Consider the following 17,005-nt stretch of genomic DNA (forward strand, 5'->3'; position numbering starts at 1 on the left):
CTCACACCCTGACCAGATCGCGAAGGCCGGCCAGGAGCTTCTCGCCTATGCCGGGGACGGCGAGAAGGTCGTCGACGGAGCGGAACCGGCCGTTGTCGTCGCGCCAGGCGATGATTCGCTGCGCGAGTGCCGGCCCGATGCGGGGGAGCCCCTCCAGGGCCGTCTGGTCGGCGCTGTTCAGGTCGACCAGGCCATCGCCGGCCTGCTGTGTCGCGCCTCCGGCGGACGCCGTGCCCTTCGGCGGCACGACCACCTGTTCTCCGTCGCTGAGTGGGCGGGCCAGGTTGACCGCGGCGAGGTCGGCTGCATCCGTCGTGCCGCCGGCGGCGGCGAGGGCGTCGACGAGCCGGGCATCCGACTCCAGAACGTACAGACCGGGGTTCGCGACCTCACCGAGCACATGCACGTACAGGCCGGCGGTTGCGCCGACCGTGGCGTCCTCCTCGACCGGGATCACGTCGGCGGGGGAGGCCTGACCTCGCAGGATGCCCCATCCCACCGCCGCGGACAGCACGATCAGCCCGAGTGCGATCGCCGCCCCGACGCTGAGCCGCAGTCGTCTGCGCGCCGGGGCGAGGTCGGGAGCATCCGGGGTGGGCACTCCGCAACGCTAGGCGGGCGTCGCATGCCGGTACCCGCCTGATACCCCCAAGCCGGGACAGGTTCCCGGGCGACGCCGTCTGTGGAGTGCGAGTGGACGGGGGGCGTGTCGCCGGCCGCCGGTAGGCTGGACGGCATGGCAGCAGCTCCTCGATCATCCGCGCGTGGGGGAGCGGCGAAGGCCTCGAAGATCCCCCAGGTCTCCTGGCGCGAGCCCCGTCCCGCTCCGGTGGTGCTGGTATCCGGCCCCGAGGAGATCTGCGCCGAGCGCGCGATCGCCGGTATCCGCGACTACCTGCGTGCGGAGGACCCGGCGCTCGAGGTCAGCGACGTGCGGGCCGACGACTACGCGCCGGGCACGCTGCTCTCGCTCACCTCGCCGTCGCTCTTCGGCGAGCCCCGTCTGGTGCGAGTCGCCGGCGTCGAGAAGGCGTCCGACGCGTTCATCCAAGAGGCGGTCTCGTACCTGCAGAACCCGCAGGAGGGCGCGACGGTGCTGCTGCGGCACACCGGGGCGACCGTGCGCGGCAAGAAGCTCCTCGACGCCGTGCGCTCCGGGGCCGGCGAGGGCGTCGAGATCTCCTGCCCGGCCGTCAAGCGCGACAGCGACCGCGTCGACTTCGCTGCGGGCGAGTTCAAGGCGGCAAGGAAGCGCATCGCGCCGACGGCGCTGCGCGCGCTGGTGTCCGCCTTCGCCGACGACCTCACTGAACTGGCTGCAGCCTGTCAGCAGTTGATCGGCGATGTCGAAGGCGACGTCACCGACGACGTGGTCACGCGCTACTACGGCGGGCGCGTCGAGGTCTCGGCGTTCGTCGTCGCCGACACCGCGATCGCCGGTCGCTACGGCGAGGCGCTGATCGCGCTGCGGCACGCACTCGCCTCGGGGGCCGATCCGGTACCGATGGTGGCGGCCTTCGCGATGAAGCTCCGCACCATGGCGAAGGTGGCGGGGCTCCGCGGCTCGAGCCGTGAGCTCGCCTCGCGCCTGGGTATGAAGGACTGGCAGATCGATCGTGCCCGCCGCGATCTCACCGGCTGGAACGAGCGCTCCCTCGGCATGGCCATCCAGGCCACGGCGCGCGCCGACGCCGAGGTCAAGGGTGCTTCGCGCGACCCGGTGTTCGCACTCGAGCGCATGGTCGCGGTCGTCGCGACCCGCGAGCCCTTCGGCGAACCCGCCAGCGGTCGCTGATCCCGGTTCCCGAGCGAGCGAATCGCGGCGAAGCGCGCCTTCGTCTCGCTCCGCGCGCTCAAGAACCGGATCAGCGACGGCCGGAGACGAAGAAGGCCCGCCATCCCCGAGGGGAGGCGGGCCTTCTTCAGAAGTCTGCTCAGAGAGCGGCGACCTGCTTGGCGATGGCCGACTTGCGGTTCTTCGCCTGGTTCTTGTGCACGACGCCCTTGCTGACGGCCTTGTCGAGCTTGACGGATGCGGTGGCGAGGGCGGCCTCAGCGGCGTCCTTGTCGCCGGCGACGACGGCCTCGCGGGTCTTGCGGACCCAGGTCTTCAGCTCGCTCTTGACGGCCTTGTTGCGCTCCTGCGCCTTCAGGTTGGTCTTGTTGCGCTTGATCTGCGACTTGATGTTTGCCACGTGCGGGTGCTTTCTTTCGAAGGAGTGTTGGAAGTGCTGCCGGAAGGAGAGGGGTTCCGAACAGCGGTCGTGAGGGAAGAACCCACACGCAAGCCAAGAACCAAGCTTACCAGCACTGCGCCGTTCCGCGCGAAACGACCGGATGCGGCGAGGCGGTTCCGACACGCGCAGTCGGTACTCGGTCGCACGAAGGGCGGTACTGGGTGCAGAATACCGGGATACCGCCGACATCGACGTCGAGGAGACGCATGCGACCCGATCCCACCCCACCGGTGCTCCCCGCGGGCTTCCGCTGGTCCGCCGCGACCGCCGCATTCCAGATCGAAGGGGCTCGAGGCGCCGACGGGCAGGGCCGCTCGATCTGGGACGACTTCGTCGACGCCCCGGGACGGGTGCGAGACGGGTCGACCGCCGAGCCGGGTCCGGACAGCTATCACCGTTTCGCCGAGGATGTCGCGCTGCTGGCCGGTCTCGGCGTGGACAGGTACCGCTTCTCGATCTCGTGGACGCGAGTGCGACCTGAGGCGGGACCCGTGAACCATGCAGGTCTGGCGTACTACGACCGCCTCGTCGATTCGCTGCTGGAGGCCGGGATCACTCCGTTCCCCACGCTCTACCACTGGGATCTGCCCGCCGAGCTCGAAGCCGAGGGAGGGTGGATGAACCGCGACACGGTCGCGCGCTTCGCCGACTACGCCCGCACGGTCGCCGGGTCTCTCGGCGACCGGGTGAAGAACTGGTACACGATCAACGAGCCCGTCTCAACGGCACTGCAGGGCTACGCGATCGGCGAGCTCGCGCCCGGGCGGCAACTGCTGTTCGAGTCGCTGCCCACGGTGCATCACCAGCTTCTGGCGCACGGCACCGCCGCCCGGATCCTGCACGAGCACGGCGCCGAGCAGGTCGGCATCGTCAACAACCACACGCTGGTCATGCCTGAGTCAGAGCCGGACGCCACGGCGGCCTACCTCTACGACACGCTGCACAACCGCATCTTCGCCGAGCCGGTGCTGCTCGGCAGCTATCCCGATCTTGCGGCGCTGGGGGTCGAGCTGCCGATCCGCGACGGCGACCTCGAGATGATCCAGGTGCCCTGCGAGTTCTACGGCGTGAACTACTACAACCCGACGACCATCCGCCAGGCGCCCCCGGAGTCGCCGATTCCGTTCCAGCAGGTGCCGACGCCCGGTGCAGCCACGACCGGTTTCGGCGAGCTCTGGCCGATCGCCCCGCAGGCGCTCACGGGGTTCCTCGTCGACGCGAAGGCCCGTTACGGGGATGCGCTCCCGCCTGTGATCATCGGCGAGAACGGGGCCTCGTTCCCCGAGCCAGACCAGGCCGACGGCGAGCTCGGTGACACCGATCGCATCGCCTACCTCGACGGGCACGTCCGTGCCGTCGCCGAGGCGATCGCGCAGGGCGTTCCGGTCGAGGAGTACACGGTCTGGAGCCTGCTCGACAACTTCGAGTGGGCGGACGGCTTCACGCAGCGCTTCGGGCTGGTGCACGTCGACCAAGAGAGCTCGGCGCGAACGCCGAAGGCCTCTTACAGCTGGTATCGAGACCTCATCGAGCGGGTCCGAGAAGAATCAGGAGCACAGCAGTGAGCACACCCGTGACGCGCAGGGTCGGAGCCGGATGGCTCTCGTTGTTCACCCTCGCCTGGCTGGCGATCTGGACCGTGCAGCTGACCCCGCTGCAGCTGCTGCTGCCGGATCAGCTCGACGCGAGCAACGCCGAGGGCCATTGGGTGACCGGAGTGATCTGGTCCGGCATCGTCCTGTCGATCGGCGGCCTCGCCGGCGTGATCGCCGCGCCCCTCGCCGGCCGGCTCTCGGACCGCACCCGATCCCGCTGGGGCCGGCGTCGTCCGTGGGCGATCGGCGGCTCGCTGCTCGCCGCGGTGGGACTGATCGCCACCGGCTACTCGCACGGGCCCTGGTTGATCGGCGCCAGCTGGGTCGTCGTGTCGGTCGGCCTCGCTGCCGCTTCCGCCGCCCTCACCGCGATGATCGCCGATCAGCTCACGGAGCAGAGGGGCTCGGCGTCCGCCGCGGCCAGTTCCGCGCAGGCCGCCGGCATCGTCGTGGGCGTCGGCGCGGTGGTGCTGCTGGGACTCGGCATCACGGCGTCCTACCTGATGCTCGCCGCCTTCATCGCGGTGATCGGCGTGGGCACGGCCCTGCTGCTGCCCGACCCCGGCCCCGCGCACGTGCTGCCGGTCAGCACGCAGGCGCGGCCCTCGTCGCTGCGCGATCCCGACTTCCGTTGGCTGCTCGTCAGCAGACTCGTCGTGAACATCGGCAACGCTCTGGGCACCTCGCTGCTGCTGTTCTTCCTGCTGTACGGCATCGGATTCTCGAAGGTCGACGCCGAGGACAATCTGCTGGTGCTCATCGTGATCTACACGGTGTTCGTCGTGATCGCCTCGATCGTGGCCGGCATGATCTCGGACCGCACCGGCAACCGCCGCACGCTGAGCGTCGTCGCCGCGATCGTGCAGGCGGTGTCGGGGCTGGTGATCCTGTTCAGCCCCACCTTCGCGATGACAGCCGTCGCCGCGGCGATCATGGGCGCCGGCTACGGAGCGTACATGGCCGTCAGCCTGGCGTTCAGCACCGACCTGCTGGGCGACCCCGAGGATCACGCCCGCGACCTCGGCATCGTGAACGTCTCGGCGAACCTCGGTCAGCTGCTCGGACCGCTGATCGGCGCGGGGCTGGTCGCCCTGGTCGGCGGGTTCTGGCTGCTGTTCGCGGCGGCGGCGGTGCTGTCGCTCGCTGGAGCGGTCATGACCCTGATGGTGCGTCGCGTTCGATCGTCGCCAGAGCCACTCCCAGCACCGCGTTGAACACGCGGGGCCGCATCGCGGTGACCAGATGGGTGGTGAGGGGGACGACGATCAGCTCGGACTGAGGCGCGAGACGTCGGAACAGCGCCTCGTGCATACGCAGCTGGTCGAACTGGCCGTTCACCAGCCACATCGGGATCCTGATCCGCGCGACAGCCGCCTCCAGATCGAGGCCGGCGAGACTCTTCAGCGCGACGTCCTGCGCGTCGAGCGCGAAGCCGCCTGCCCCGAAGTCGGCGCGGGTCTCGGGCGGCATGGTCGCGTCGAGCACGCGCTCCGAGATCCAGCTCCCGCGGTCGGGCAGAACATCCATCGCTCCCGCGAGGAAGCGGTAAGCGCGCAGGGCGGCGCCGCGCGGGATCGCCGAGCAGGATGCCGCGATCAGGGCCGTCACCGGCGGCTTCTCCTCGCCACCGGTGTAGGCCAGCGAGAGCAGGCCGCCCATGGAGTGGCCCACCAGCAGCACGGGACCGCGGGATGCGGCATCCCGCACCGCACGATCGATCGTGGACAGCGCCTCGTGCAGGGTGAAGTCCTCATCCATGCGAGTGCCGTGACCGGGCAGGTCGACGGCGACCGCGGGTATGCCGCGCTCCTCCAGGTACTCCAGCTGCGCGCGCCACATGGTCGCCGACGTGCGTATGCCGTGCACGAGAACGACCTGCGGAGTCATGACCGTTACTTCTTGTCCTTGCCCTCGACGTCACCCGACAGCGCGGCGATGAACGCCTCCTGAGGGACCTCGACGCGGCCGACCATCTTCATGCGCTTCTTGCCCTCCTTCTGCTTCTCGAGCAGCTTGCGCTTACGGGTGATGTCGCCGCCGTAGCACTTGGCGAGCACGTCCTTGCGGATCGCGCGGATCGTCTCGCGCGCGATGATGCGGGCGCCGATGGCGGCCTGGATGGGCACCTCGAACTGCTGGCGGGGGATGAGCTTGCGCAGCCGCTCGGCCATCATCGTGCCGTAGGCGTAGGCCTTGTCACGGTGCACGATCGAGCTGAACGCATCGACCTTCTCGCCCTGCAGAAGGATGTCGACCTTCACCAGGTCGGCCTCCTGCTGTCCTGCGGGCTCGTAGTCGAGCGAGGCGTAGCCCTGGGTCTTCGACTTCAGCTGGTCGAAGAAGTCGAAGACGATCTCGCCGAGCGGCATGTTGTAGCGCAGCTCGACGCGCTCCTCGGAGAAGTACTCCATACCCAGCAGCGTGCCGCGCCGCGACTGGCACAGCTCCATCACGGTGCCGACGTAGTCCTTCGGCAGCAGGATCGCGGTCTTCACCACCGGCTCGGACACCGAGCCGATGCGACCGTCGGGGTACTCGCTCGGGTTCGTCACGGTGACCGTCTCGCCGGTGTCACTGGTGAGCACCTGGTAGATCACGCTGGGGGCCGTGGTGATCAGGTCCAGGCCGAACTCGCGGGAGAGCCGTTCGGTGATGATCTCGAGATGCAGCAGGCCCAGGAATCCGCAGCGGAAACCGAAGCCCAGTGCCACCGAGGTCTCCGGCTCGTACTGCAGCGACGCGTCGGACAGCTTCAGCTTGTCGAGCGCCTCGCGCAGCTCGGCGTAGTCACTGCCGTCGATCGGATAGATGCCCGAGAACACCATCGGCTTCGGGTCGGTGTATCCGGGCAGCGCGTCAGATGCCGGCTTGCGCGCGTTCGTGACGGTGTCGCCGACCTTCGACAGACGCACGTCCTTCACGCCGGTGATCAGGTAGCCCACCTCACCGACGCCGAGGCCCTTGGAGGGGATCGGCTCCGGGCTGGAGACTCCGATCTCGAGGAGCTCGTGATTTGCGCCGGTCGACATCATCTGGATTCGCTCGCGCGGTGACAGGCTGCCGTCCACCATGCGGACGTAGGTGACCACGCCGCGGTAGGAGTCGTACACCGAGTCGAAGATCATCGCGCGGGCCGGAGCGTCCGCATCGCCCTTCGGGGCGGGGATCTCCTGGACGAGGCGGTCGAGGAGATCCTCGACGCCGGCGCCGGTCTTGCCGGAGACGCGCAGGACGTCCTCCGGCTTCCCGCCGATCAGGGAGGCCAGCTCCTTGGCGTACTTCTCCGGGTCGGCCGCCGGCAGGTCGATCTTGTTCAGCACCGGGATGATGTGGAGGTCGTTCTCCAGCGCAAGGTACAGGTTCGCGAGAGTCTGAGCCTCGATGCCCTGTGCCGCGTCGACGAGCAGGATCGCGCCCTCGCAGGCCGCCAGCGAACGTGAGACCTCGTAGGTGAAGTCGACGTGGCCGGGGGTGTCGATCATGTTCAGGGCGTAGGTCTCCGACCCCTGAGCCCACGGCATCCGCACGGCCTGGCTCTTGATCGTGATGCCGCGCTCGCGCTCGATGTCCATGCGGTCGAGGTACTGAGCGCGCATGTCGCGCTCGGCGACGACGCCGGTGATCTGCAGCATCCGGTCGGCGAGAGTCGACTTGCCGTGGTCGATGTGGGCGATGATGCAGAAGTTGCGGATCTGCGCAGGCGGCGTCGAGGCCGGCTGGTGCGGGGTGAGGGCGCGTGGTGACATGTCCGCTCGATTCTACGTGGCGGCGGGGGGATGCTCGATTCCGGCGAGTCGGTGATAGTCTCGCGAAGTTGCCCACCCCGATCCGGTGACACCGGGTCTCATTCGGGGCACGACTCCGTAACAGTCACGTACGCCGCGTTTGCGCGGTGGGCGTTCGTCGGGTGATGCTTGTCATGCATCCGACTCAGCGCAGCGTCGGCGATCCCGTGCGCGCCTGTAAAGAGAAAGAATCTCCAACCTTGATCAAGTATCTCGTGCGCCGGGCCCTCGGCTGGCTGCTCATGATCGCGGTCGCGGCCAATGTCACGTATTTCCTGGCCTGGGGGTTCCTCGACCCCCGCAGCAACTACGTCGGCCGTCGTCCTCCGCTGACTCCCGAGCAGATCGACAACCAGCTCGTCCCGCGCAACCTCAGCGACACCGTCCCCCTCGTGCAGCGCTGGTGGACCTGGTTCTCCGACATCCTGTTCCACTGGAACTGGGGCGTCAGCCCCACCGGGCAGTCGGTCAACGAACAGGTCGCCTACCGGATGTGGGTCAGCGCGGAGCTCGTTCTCGGCGCCACCATCATCATGGCGGCGCTGGGCATCTGGCTCGGTGTGTACACGGCTTCCCGTCAGTACAAGCTGGGCGACCGGATCGGGCAGGCCACGTCGATCCTCACGATGAACATCAACATCATCGTCGCCGGTCTGGGCGTCGTGCTGCTCGCGATCAACTTCAACGACTGGGTCGGCACCACGGTGTTCTACGTCACCGGATCCTCGAGTCCGGGTGTGACAGGGTTCTTCCCGACGATCGTCGACGCACTGCAGCACGTGACGCTGCCGACCATCGCCCTCGTCGTCATCGGCTACGCGCAGTATCACTTCCTGCAGCGCTCACTGCTGCTGGACAACATCAAGGCCGATTACGTCCGCACGGCCAGGGCAAAGGGTCTCACCAAGGAGCAGGCGATCCGCAAGCACGCGCTGCGGACCTCGCTGATCCCGGTCGCGACGCAGGTCGCGTTCACCATCCCGACGATCTTCACCGGAGCGGTCCTGACCGAGTCGATCTTCGCCTGGCAGGGGATGGGTCGCTACTTCCTCGACACGATCAACAACAACGACATCAACGGCGTCGTCGCCGTGGCGGCATTCGGTGCCGTCCTGACTGCGATCGGCGCCATGCTCGCCGACATCGCTGTCGTCGTTCTCGACCCGCGAGTGAGGGTGAGCTGATGAGCACTGAAATGATCGACCCGGCTGTCCAGCCGCCGGTCGGACCGGACACCACCGCTGAGCGCACACCGGGCAAGTCCCTCTCGAAGTGGACGCTGTACACCCGTCGCTTCATGCGCAACAAGCCCGCCGTCGGCGGCATCGTCGTCTTCATCCTGCTCGTGCTGTTCGCGATCCTCGGGCCGCTGTTCTCGCCCTGGTCCGCGACGGACATGGACTTCTTGAACCTCAGCACCGGACCGTCTGCAGAGCACTGGTTCGGCACCAACGCCTCCGGCAACGACACCTACACGCAGACCGCAGTCGGTCTGCAGCGCTCGCTGATGATCGCGCTCACGGTTTCGATCGGAACCACCGTGCTCTCCGCCCTGGCGGGAACGGCTGCCGCCTACTTCGGTGGCAAGACCGAGCGCATCCTGCTGCTGATCATCCACTTCATGATGGTCGTCCCGACCTTCCTCATGCTGGCGATCATCTCGAACGATGCCGGTGGCGACTGGCGCGTGATCTCGCTCGTGATGATCTTCGTCGGCTGGTTCTTCCCCGCGCGCATCATCTGGACGATGGCGCTCTCGCTCCGAGAGCGCGAGTATGTGCAGGCGGCGCGCTACATGGGGGTGCGCGGCATGCGCACCGTCGTGCGGCACCTCATCCCGAACATCGGCTCGCTGCTGGTGATCAACTTCACCCTCGGTATCGTCACCGCGGTGACGACCGAGACCGGCCTGTCGTTCATCGGCTTCGGCGTGAAGATCCCCGACGTCTCGCTCGGCTCGCTGATCGGTGAGGGCAGCGGCACGATCACGAGCGCGCCCTGGCTGTTCTACTTCCCGGCGCTCGCGCTGACCCTGCTGACGGTGTCGATGGCACTGATCGCCGACGGCCTGCGCGATGCCCTCGATCCCACCTCGGCGGCGGGAGGCCGCGCATGAGCACTTCAGCATCCAGCACCGTCCTTTCCGTCCGCGACCTCAAGGTCAGCTTCGCCTCGGAGGCCGGCCGCGTCGACGCCGTGCGCGGCGTCTCGTTCGACCTCGAGGCGGGTAAGACGCTCGGCATCGTGGGCGAGTCCGGATCCGGCAAGTCGGTCACCTCGCTCGCGATCATGGGCCTGCTCGACGACAACGCCAAGGTCACCGGGTCGATCGTCTTCGACGGCCAGGAACTGCTCGGCAAGTCCGACAAGCAGATGTCGGTCATCCGCGGCAACGGCATGGCGATGGTCTTCCAGGACCCGCTGACATCGCTGACCCCCGTGTACACGATCGGCGACCAGCTGATCGAGGCGCTCACCGTGCACCGCAGCCTGTCCCGGTCCGACGCCGAGAAGCGTGCGATCGAGCTGATGGAGCTCGTCGGCATCACGTACCCCGAGAAGCGCATGAAGGCGTTCCCGCACGAGTTCTCGGGCGGCATGCGCCAGCGCATCGTGATCGCGATCGCCATGGCGAACAACCCGAAGCTGATCATCTGCGACGAGCCCACCACGGCGCTCGACGTGACGATCCAGGCGCAGATCCTCGACCTGATCGAGAAGGCGCAGGACGAGACCGGCGCCGCCGTGATCATGATCACCCACGACATGGGCGTGGTCGCACGCACCGCCGACGACGTCATCGTGATGTACGCGGGCAAGCCCGTCGAGCACGCCGAGGCGCGCGAGCTGTTCCACCGCACCCGGATGCCCTACTCGATCGGTCTGCTGGGCGCCATCCCGCGCGTCGACAAGGTCGAGAAGGAGCCGCTGGTCCCGATCAAGGGCAACCCACCGCTGCTGATCGACCTGCCGGACGCCTGCCCGTTCGCGAACCGCTGCCCGATCGCCGTGGCGGCCTGCCGTACCCGCGAGCCCGACCTCGTTCCGGTCGACACCGGATCGGGCGAGTTCCACGACGTGGCCTGCATTCGCGCGGATGAGATCGACGAGGACGGCCTCATCGGGGGCCTGCCGGTCTACCCCGTCCCCGAGGTGCCGGAGAGCGACCTGACCCGCACGCCGCGTGAGGAGCGTCCGGTGACGCTCGAGGTGCGGAACCTGACCAAGACGTTCCCGCTGCTGAAGGGCGCGCTCTTCAAGCGCAAGGTCGGCGAGGTACACGCGGTCAAGGGCCTCAGCTTCGACGTGCGCGAGGGCGAGACCATGGCGATCGTGGGCGAGTCCGGCAGCGGCAAGACCACCACTCTGCTGCAGATCATGGACTTCGCCAAGCAGGAGGACGGCGACCTGATCATCGCCGGCGTGAACGTCAACGACATCAAGCACGGCGCGCAGGAGCGCGCCCTGCGCCGTGACATCCAGATCGTGTTCCAGGACCCGATGGGTGCGCTGGATCCCCGCATGACGGTGACGGACATCATCGCAGAGCCGCTCTACGCGATCGGCACCTCGAAGAAGGACGCGATGCACCGTGTCGAGGAGCTGATGGACCTGGTGGGACTGAACCCGGCCCACCGGGATCGGTTCCCGGGAGCGTTCTCGGGCGGTCAGCGGCAGCGCATCGGCATCGCCCGCGCGCTGTCGACCAATCCGAAGATCGTGGTGCTCGACGAGCCGGTCTCGGCGCTGGACGTCTCGATTCAGGCGGGTGTCATCAACCTGCTCGACGAGCTGAAGGTCAAGCTCGGACTGTCGTACCTGTTCGTCGCGCATGACCTCTCCGTGGTCAGGCACATCGCCGACCGCGTGGCGGTGATGTACCTCGGCGAGTTCGTGGAGCACGGCGACGTCGACGACGTGTTCGACAACCCGCAGCACCCGTACACCCAGGCGCTGCTGTCGGCGATCCCGGTTCCGGACCCCGACATCGAGCGCACGCGTCAGCGTGTGGTCTTCGATCCGGCGACGATGACGACCCGTCCCGCCACGGTCTGAGCCCCTTCAGATAACCAAAAGATCACAGTCGATCACCGTCCGATAACAGTTAGCCGGGATTCACTCTCCGGCGCCTGTTTTGGCAGACGATGCTGACTATCGTTCCCCTTATGACACGCCGAAAGGCGAAAGGAGCACCATGAAGCAGTACAAGCTGATGGGAGCGCTGGCAATCACCGGCGCTTTCGCACTCGCTCTCAGCGGGTGCGCTGCCGGCAACAGCGGCAGTGGCGACAACAAGGACAACGGCGAAGCTGCCGGCGTCGACGCCGCTGACTACAACCCGCAGCCCCGTGAGAACCTCAAGGAGGGCGGCACGGTCAACTTCCCCATCAACGAGATCCCCGCCCAGCTGAACTCGTTCAACAGCGACGGCAGCGCGGACACCGCTCGCATCGCCGCGTGGTACACGCCGCAGATCCTGCTGATGAAGCCGGATGGCACGCCGTACAAGAACGACAACTACCTTGATGTCTGGAAGAACGAGGTCAAGGACGGCAAGACCGTGCTGACCTTCACCTTCACCAAGGAAGCGCACTGGAACGACGGCACCGAGATGGACTGGACCGCCATCGACGCGACCTGGAAGGCCAACCGCTCGACCGAAGAGGGCTTCAACCCGAACGCGACCGACGGCTACAAGGAGATCGAGTCGGTCACCAAGGGTGACACCGACAAGACCGCGATCGTCACCTTCAAGAGCGAGTTCGCCTGGCCGCAGATGCCGTTCCTCACCGGTGTGATCAACCCGCACGCTGCTGACCCCAAGGTGTTCAACGAGGGCTACATCGACAACCTTCACCCTGAGTGGGGTGCAGGTCCTTACACGGTCGACGAGTTCGACCCCAACAAGGACTACGTGTCCTTCAAGCCGAACAAGGAGTGGTGGGGCGACAAGCCGCTGCTCGACAAGGTCACCTTCACCGGTATGGACGCTCAGGCGTCGATCAACGCCTTCAAGAACGGCCAGATCGACACCGTCGGCACCGGCACCAAGGACCGCCTCGAGCAGGTCAAGGACATGAAGGGCGTCGTCACCTACAAGGCCCAGCAGACGGCCAACACGGTGATCATCCTCGACTCGACCAAGCCGCAGTTCAAGGACGTCGAGGTCCGCCACGCATTCTTCAACGCGATCGACATCGACCAGCAGAAGAAGATCGCCTGGAACGGTCTGAACTACACGGAGGACCCGGCCGGCTCGCTGACCCTGTACTCGTTCCAGCCCGGCTACAAGGACTCGCAGAAGGCTGCCGGCCTGAAGTTCGATGTCGAGGGCGCCAAGAAGATGCTCGACGACGCCGGCTGGAAGGAAGGCTCCGACGGCATCCGCGAGAAGGACGGCCAGAAGCTCGAGGTCACCTACCCGATCTTCAGCGACGACCCGACGCAGAAGGCTCTCGCTCAGTCGCTGCAGGCGCAGGAGAAGGCGGTCGGCATCAAGCTGAACGTCGACACCCGCCCCTCCAGCAAGTTCTCCGATGACTTCACTTCGAAGAACTGGGACGTCATGAGCCTGCGCTTCACCGCCTCCGACCCGTTCGGTGCAGCCTGGTACTGCCAGCTGTACTGCTCGGACTCCGGCCTGAACCTCTCGGGCGTCGGTGACAAGGAGCTCGACCAGAAGATCAAGGACCAGGTGGAGTCGATCAGCGACCCGGTCAAGCAGACCGCCGCTGCGATGGACCTCGAGCCCGAGATCGTCGAGCGCTGGGGCATCATCGGCATCTACAACGGTCCGTCCATCGTGACCGCGAAGAAGGGTCTGGCCAACCTGACCCCGGAGCCCTACGTGGGCCTCGACCTCTTCGGCGTGCAGCCCGTTGAGAACGTGGGTTGGGAGAAGGACGCCAAGTAAGGCATCCTGATCGCATTCCTGGCGGGGTCGGTGGTTCATCCACCGGCCCCGCTTTCGTGCGCCGGGGGCGGGCATGGAGCAGTCGCTCAGGTCGGCGTCCCGTAGGCTGGAAAGCATGCGTCGCGGGACATTCCGAGAAGGCACGGTGGATTACGCCGCGGTCGGGGCGTCGCACGCCCCCGACCTCATGCAGTATCCGCCGGAGCACAGTCTGCCGGCTGAGGAGTCGTGGCGGATCGGCAGTGGTGAGGACCGCTTCCGCACCGCCGGCGACGCCCTGCTGTCCTGGACCGCGCAGCGCGCGGCGGGCCTCGAACTCGAGGATGTCCGCCCTTCCGCCGGTCCGACCTACGCCGGTGTGAGCTTCGACAACGAGGGCAACGCCATCGCTCCGAGCCGTCGCGAGCAGGAGCAGCGCTATGACGCCGAAGGCACGCCGTACGTCGGCCCTGGCATGACCCTCAAGGTGCGCGGCCGCGTCAAGGGCCTGAGGGCCGACGGGGAGCTGCGTGTGATCTCGGTCACCGAGGAGTCCCGTCGGATCGGGTTCGTGCTCGGCACGATGGGCGGCTCCGTCGTGAGCGGCGAAGAGGCCTTCGACGTGGACTGGCGCGAGGACAACGACGAGGTCTGGTTCACGGTGCGGGCGTTCGATGCCCCGAACCGGATGCTGTACCGCACGCTCCCGGTCCTTGTGAAGCGTCGCCGCCGCGAGCTGTTCGCCCGCTACCTGCGCGCGATCTCGCCGCTGTACGCGACCCCGCTCTGATGGCGGGCCCGCTTCCGCTCGGAGACCCCGCGCCCGCCGACGGACGCCTGCCCGACGACATCCGCGTCGACCGGGCGATGCCGTTCTCCGCGTACCTGCATGTGCCGTTCTGCAGGGTGCGGTGCGGCTACTGCGACTTCAACACCTACACGGCCACCGAGCTGCGCGGTGCACGTCAGGACGAGTACGCCGACACGCTGAACGCCGAGGTGGCGCTGGCGAGGCAGGTGCTCGGCGAAGCCGGCGGCATCCGCCCGCTGCACAGCGTGTTCTTCGGCGGCGGCACGCCGACGCTGCTGCCGCCCGGCGATCTGGCCAGGATGCTGGACACCACGATCTCCGCCTTCGGCATCGAGGAGGGCGCCGAGGTCACCGTCGAGGCGAATCCCGACACGGTCACGTCCGAGGTCGCCGCTCGGCTGGCGGATGCGGGCGTCACGCGCCTGTCCATCGGGATGCAGTCCGCCGTGCCGCAGGTGCTCGCCGCGCTGGATCGCACGCACCGTCCGGAGAACGTGCGGACCGCGGTGGAGGCGGCCCGAGCGGCAGGACTCGCCGTGAGCGTCGACCTGATCTACGGCGCACCGGGGGAGTCCCTCGGAGACTGGGAGGCTTCCCTCGATGCGGCGCTCGCACTCGACCCCGATCACATCTCCGCGTACGCGCTGATCATCGAGGACGGCACGAAGCTCGCCAGGCAGATACGCCGCGGCGAGGTGCCCGCGCCCGACGACGACCTGCAGGCCGACATGTACGAGCTCGCCGACTCGCGTCTGGGTGCGGCCGGCTTCGGCTGGTACGAGGTGAGCAACTGGGCCCGGAAGGCCGAGCAGCGCTCCCGGCACAACCTCGCGTACTGGCTCGGCTCGGACTGGTGGGGCTTCGGGCCCGGCGCGCACAGTCACGTCGCTGGCCTCCGCTGGTGGAACGTGAAGCACCCCGCCGCCTACGCGCAGCGCCTCGCGGCCGGCGAGTCGCCGGCAGCGGGCAGAGAGCGGCCTGACGAGGACGCCCGGATGCTCGAGCGCGTGCTGCTGCGCAGCAGGCTGGCCGAGGGCATCCCGCTCGACGACCTGCCGATCGACAACAGGGACGTGGTCGCGGGGCTCATCGCGGACGGGCTCGTCGACGGGGCATCCGCTCTGCGTGAGAAGCGCCTGCGGCTCACGCTGCAGGGCCGCCTGCTCGCCGACGCCGTCGTGCGCGCGCTCACCGACTGAGCGCGCCTCGCGTCAGGGCAGCAGATCCATTCCGCGAGTGCGCCGCTGCGGGACGGTCCGCGATTCCGCATCGAACAGGCGCGTCAGCCGTTCGGAGCCGTACGCCGCCCAGCCGGGATCGCCGTCCCGGATGAAGGCGGCCCATGCTTCGTGCATCTCGCCGGCGAGTGACGCGGGCGGAGCGCCACCGATCAGCGACGTCCAGCTCGGGTCCTCGGCGGTGCCGAACATGAACGGCAGCTCGACTGCGTGCGCAGCGCGCAGGTCGCGCACGGGACTGTGCCAGCCGAACTCGTACACATGGGTCGGAGCAGTCCGCGCGGCGGCCGCCCGGGATGCGGGCCCACGCAGCAGCAGGTCGGTCGCGATCCGCCCGAAGATCTCGCCGGTGGTGGCGTCCGGCTCCTCTGCGCGGAATGCGCGCACGGCGCGCCCGGGGATGCGCAGTGCGAGACGTGCGATGAGGAGCTTCAGAGCGCTGATGCGGTCCAGGGCCTCCGGCGTGAACCACAGCCGGTACTCGTCGGTGTTCGTGCCGATGATGAGCGGCGTGGTCACAGCGCCGAGCGCCTCGCGCGGGGAACGGGGGAGCGACTCCTCGTCGAGCACCAGTTGATACCCGGGTGCGCCGCCGAGCGGTGACGATCCCGCGGACTGGCGGGTGCGGGCGTCGAGCAGCGCTCCTGGTGCCAGCGCGGCGAAGGAATCCCTGTCCGTGGTCGTGCCGAGCAGCTTGGCGATCTGCGCGGTCACCCGGCCGCCCTTCTCCGGCGTCTGCGCGTCGAGCGGACCGGACTGGATGATCGCCCGGGAGATCAGAGCGCGGGTGTCTTCCCTGCTCAGGAGCGCGGCGACGAGGGCGCCGCCGGCGGACTCGCCCATCACGGTGATGCGCTCCGGATCGCCGCCGAACGCCGCGATCTCGCGGTGCGTCCACTGCAGCGCGGCGGCGGCATCGCGCAGGCCGAGGTTGCGGGGAGCTCCGTCGAGGACCGAGAAGCCCTCCGCACCGAGCCGGTAGTTCACCGACACGAACACGATGCCGTCACGGGCGAACGCCGTGCCGTCGTAGCCGGGCAGCGCGGCGGCACCGCGCTCCAGCGCGCCGCCGTGGATCCACAGCACCACAGGCGCCCCCGAGGCGTGCTCAGGCGTCCAGACGTTCGCTGTGAGGATGTCCTCTCCTTCGAGGATCACGTGTCCGAGGAGCTCGCCGATCGCCCCGGCGTAAGGGAGCTGCGGCGCGGTCGGGCCGAAGGCGGTCGCGGCCCGGACGTCGTCCCAGGGCGTGACGGGCTGCGGTTCCCGGAACCTGTTCGGTCCGAACGGCGCTGCGGCGTAGGGGATGCCGAGGAAGCGGCGGATCCCGTGCAGGCTCTCGCCCCGCAGCCTGCCCGTGGAGATCGTCGCGAGTGCGGGGGTCGTGTCCATACCGGTCATCGTATGGCGCGGACGAGGCCCACCCCGCCCGCCTGAGGACGTTCG

General features: G+C 68.1%; 14 protein-coding genes. 9 read left to right on the plus strand and 5 right to left on the minus strand.

What is annotated here, in order from left to right; all coding sequences use genetic code 11:
* Position 1: 1 nt before the first annotated feature.
* A complete protein-coding gene (locus ACFVDO_RS01235) occupies positions 2-601 on the minus strand; it encodes a helix-hairpin-helix domain-containing protein (protein ID WP_378860074.1) in 600 nt (199 codons plus the stop codon).
* Between the two features lie 135 nt (positions 602-736).
* Here ACFVDO_RS01235 and holA point away from each other — a divergent pair, with 135 nt between their 5' ends.
* Entirely contained in the window at positions 737-1,795 is a 1,059-nt protein-coding gene (gene holA / locus ACFVDO_RS01240; protein WP_378860073.1) for a DNA polymerase III subunit delta, read from the plus strand.
* Between the two features lie 139 nt (positions 1,796-1,934).
* Here holA and rpsT read toward each other — a convergent pair whose 3' ends face one another.
* Positions 1,935-2,195, minus strand: coding sequence for a 30S ribosomal protein S20 (gene rpsT / locus ACFVDO_RS01245; protein ID WP_378858252.1), 261 nt, complete (start codon positions 2,193-2,195; stop codon positions 1,935-1,937).
* 248 nt (positions 2,196-2,443) lie between these two features.
* Here rpsT and ACFVDO_RS01250 point away from each other — a divergent pair, with 248 nt between their 5' ends.
* Together ACFVDO_RS01250 and ACFVDO_RS01255 are read left to right on the plus strand one after the other, a co-directional pair.
* Positions 2,444-3,802, plus strand: a complete 1,359-nt coding sequence (locus ACFVDO_RS01250; RefSeq protein ID WP_378858253.1) for a GH1 family beta-glucosidase — start codon at positions 2,444-2,446, stop codon at positions 3,800-3,802.
* Complete coding sequence (locus ACFVDO_RS01255) at positions 3,799-5,046, plus strand: MFS transporter (RefSeq protein ID WP_378858254.1); 1,248 nt, start codon at positions 3,799-3,801, stop codon at positions 5,044-5,046. The genes ACFVDO_RS01250 and ACFVDO_RS01255 overlap by 4 nt, the downstream gene beginning before the upstream one ends.
* Here the strand turns inward: ACFVDO_RS01255 and ACFVDO_RS01260 are convergent.
* Together ACFVDO_RS01260 and lepA are read right to left on the minus strand one after the other, a co-directional pair.
* Entirely contained in the window at positions 4,985-5,719 is a 735-nt protein-coding gene (locus ACFVDO_RS01260; RefSeq protein ID WP_378858255.1) for an alpha/beta fold hydrolase, read from the minus strand. The two genes, ACFVDO_RS01255 and ACFVDO_RS01260, sit on opposite strands and share 62 nt — an antisense overlap.
* A 5-nt stretch (positions 5,720-5,724) precedes the next feature.
* Entirely contained in the window at positions 5,725-7,578 is a 1,854-nt protein-coding gene (gene lepA / locus ACFVDO_RS01265; RefSeq protein WP_378858256.1) for a translation elongation factor 4, read from the minus strand.
* 239 nt (positions 7,579-7,817) lie between these two features.
* On the opposite strand from lepA, the gene ACFVDO_RS01270 reads away from it, so the two are divergent.
* The 6 genes from ACFVDO_RS01270 (at position 7,818) to hemW (ending at position 15,520) form a co-directional block, all read left to right on the plus strand.
* A complete protein-coding gene (locus ACFVDO_RS01270; RefSeq protein ID WP_378858257.1) occupies positions 7,818-8,801 on the plus strand; it encodes an ABC transporter permease in 984 nt (327 codons plus the stop codon).
* Positions 8,801-9,733 (plus strand): ABC transporter permease, encoded by a 933-nt coding sequence (locus tag ACFVDO_RS01275; protein WP_378858258.1) that lies wholly within the window; start codon positions 8,801-8,803, stop codon positions 9,731-9,733. The genes ACFVDO_RS01270 and ACFVDO_RS01275 overlap by 1 nt, the downstream gene beginning before the upstream one ends.
* Complete coding sequence (locus tag ACFVDO_RS01280) at positions 9,730-11,673, plus strand: dipeptide ABC transporter ATP-binding protein (protein ID WP_378858259.1); 1,944 nt, start codon at positions 9,730-9,732, stop codon at positions 11,671-11,673. Before ACFVDO_RS01275 ends, ACFVDO_RS01280 begins: the two co-directional genes overlap by 4 nt.
* Positions 11,674-11,812: 139 nt before the next feature.
* The gene (locus tag ACFVDO_RS01285) at positions 11,813-13,531 is read left to right on the plus strand and encodes an ABC transporter family substrate-binding protein (protein ID WP_378858260.1); all 1,719 of its coding nucleotides are present in this window, start codon (positions 11,813-11,815) and stop codon (positions 13,529-13,531) included.
* Between the two features lie 115 nt (positions 13,532-13,646).
* Entirely contained in the window at positions 13,647-14,300 is a 654-nt protein-coding gene (locus tag ACFVDO_RS01290; protein WP_378858261.1) for a DUF1990 family protein, read from the plus strand.
* On the plus strand, positions 14,300-15,520 hold the full coding sequence (gene hemW, locus ACFVDO_RS01295) for a radical SAM family heme chaperone HemW (RefSeq protein ID WP_378858262.1): 1,221 nt from the start codon (positions 14,300-14,302) through the stop codon (positions 15,518-15,520). The genes ACFVDO_RS01290 and hemW overlap by 1 nt, the downstream gene beginning before the upstream one ends.
* A gap of 12 nt (positions 15,521-15,532) precedes the next feature.
* Here the strand turns inward: hemW and ACFVDO_RS01300 are convergent, their stop codons facing one another.
* Positions 15,533-16,951, minus strand: coding sequence for a carboxylesterase/lipase family protein (locus tag ACFVDO_RS01300; RefSeq protein ID WP_378858263.1), 1,419 nt, complete (start codon positions 16,949-16,951; stop codon positions 15,533-15,535).
* Between the last annotated feature and the right edge of the window lie 54 nt (positions 16,952-17,005).

Source organism: Microbacterium sp. NPDC057741 (assembly GCF_042798735.1).
GTDB lineage: Bacteria > Actinomycetota > Actinomycetes > Actinomycetales > Microbacteriaceae > Microbacterium.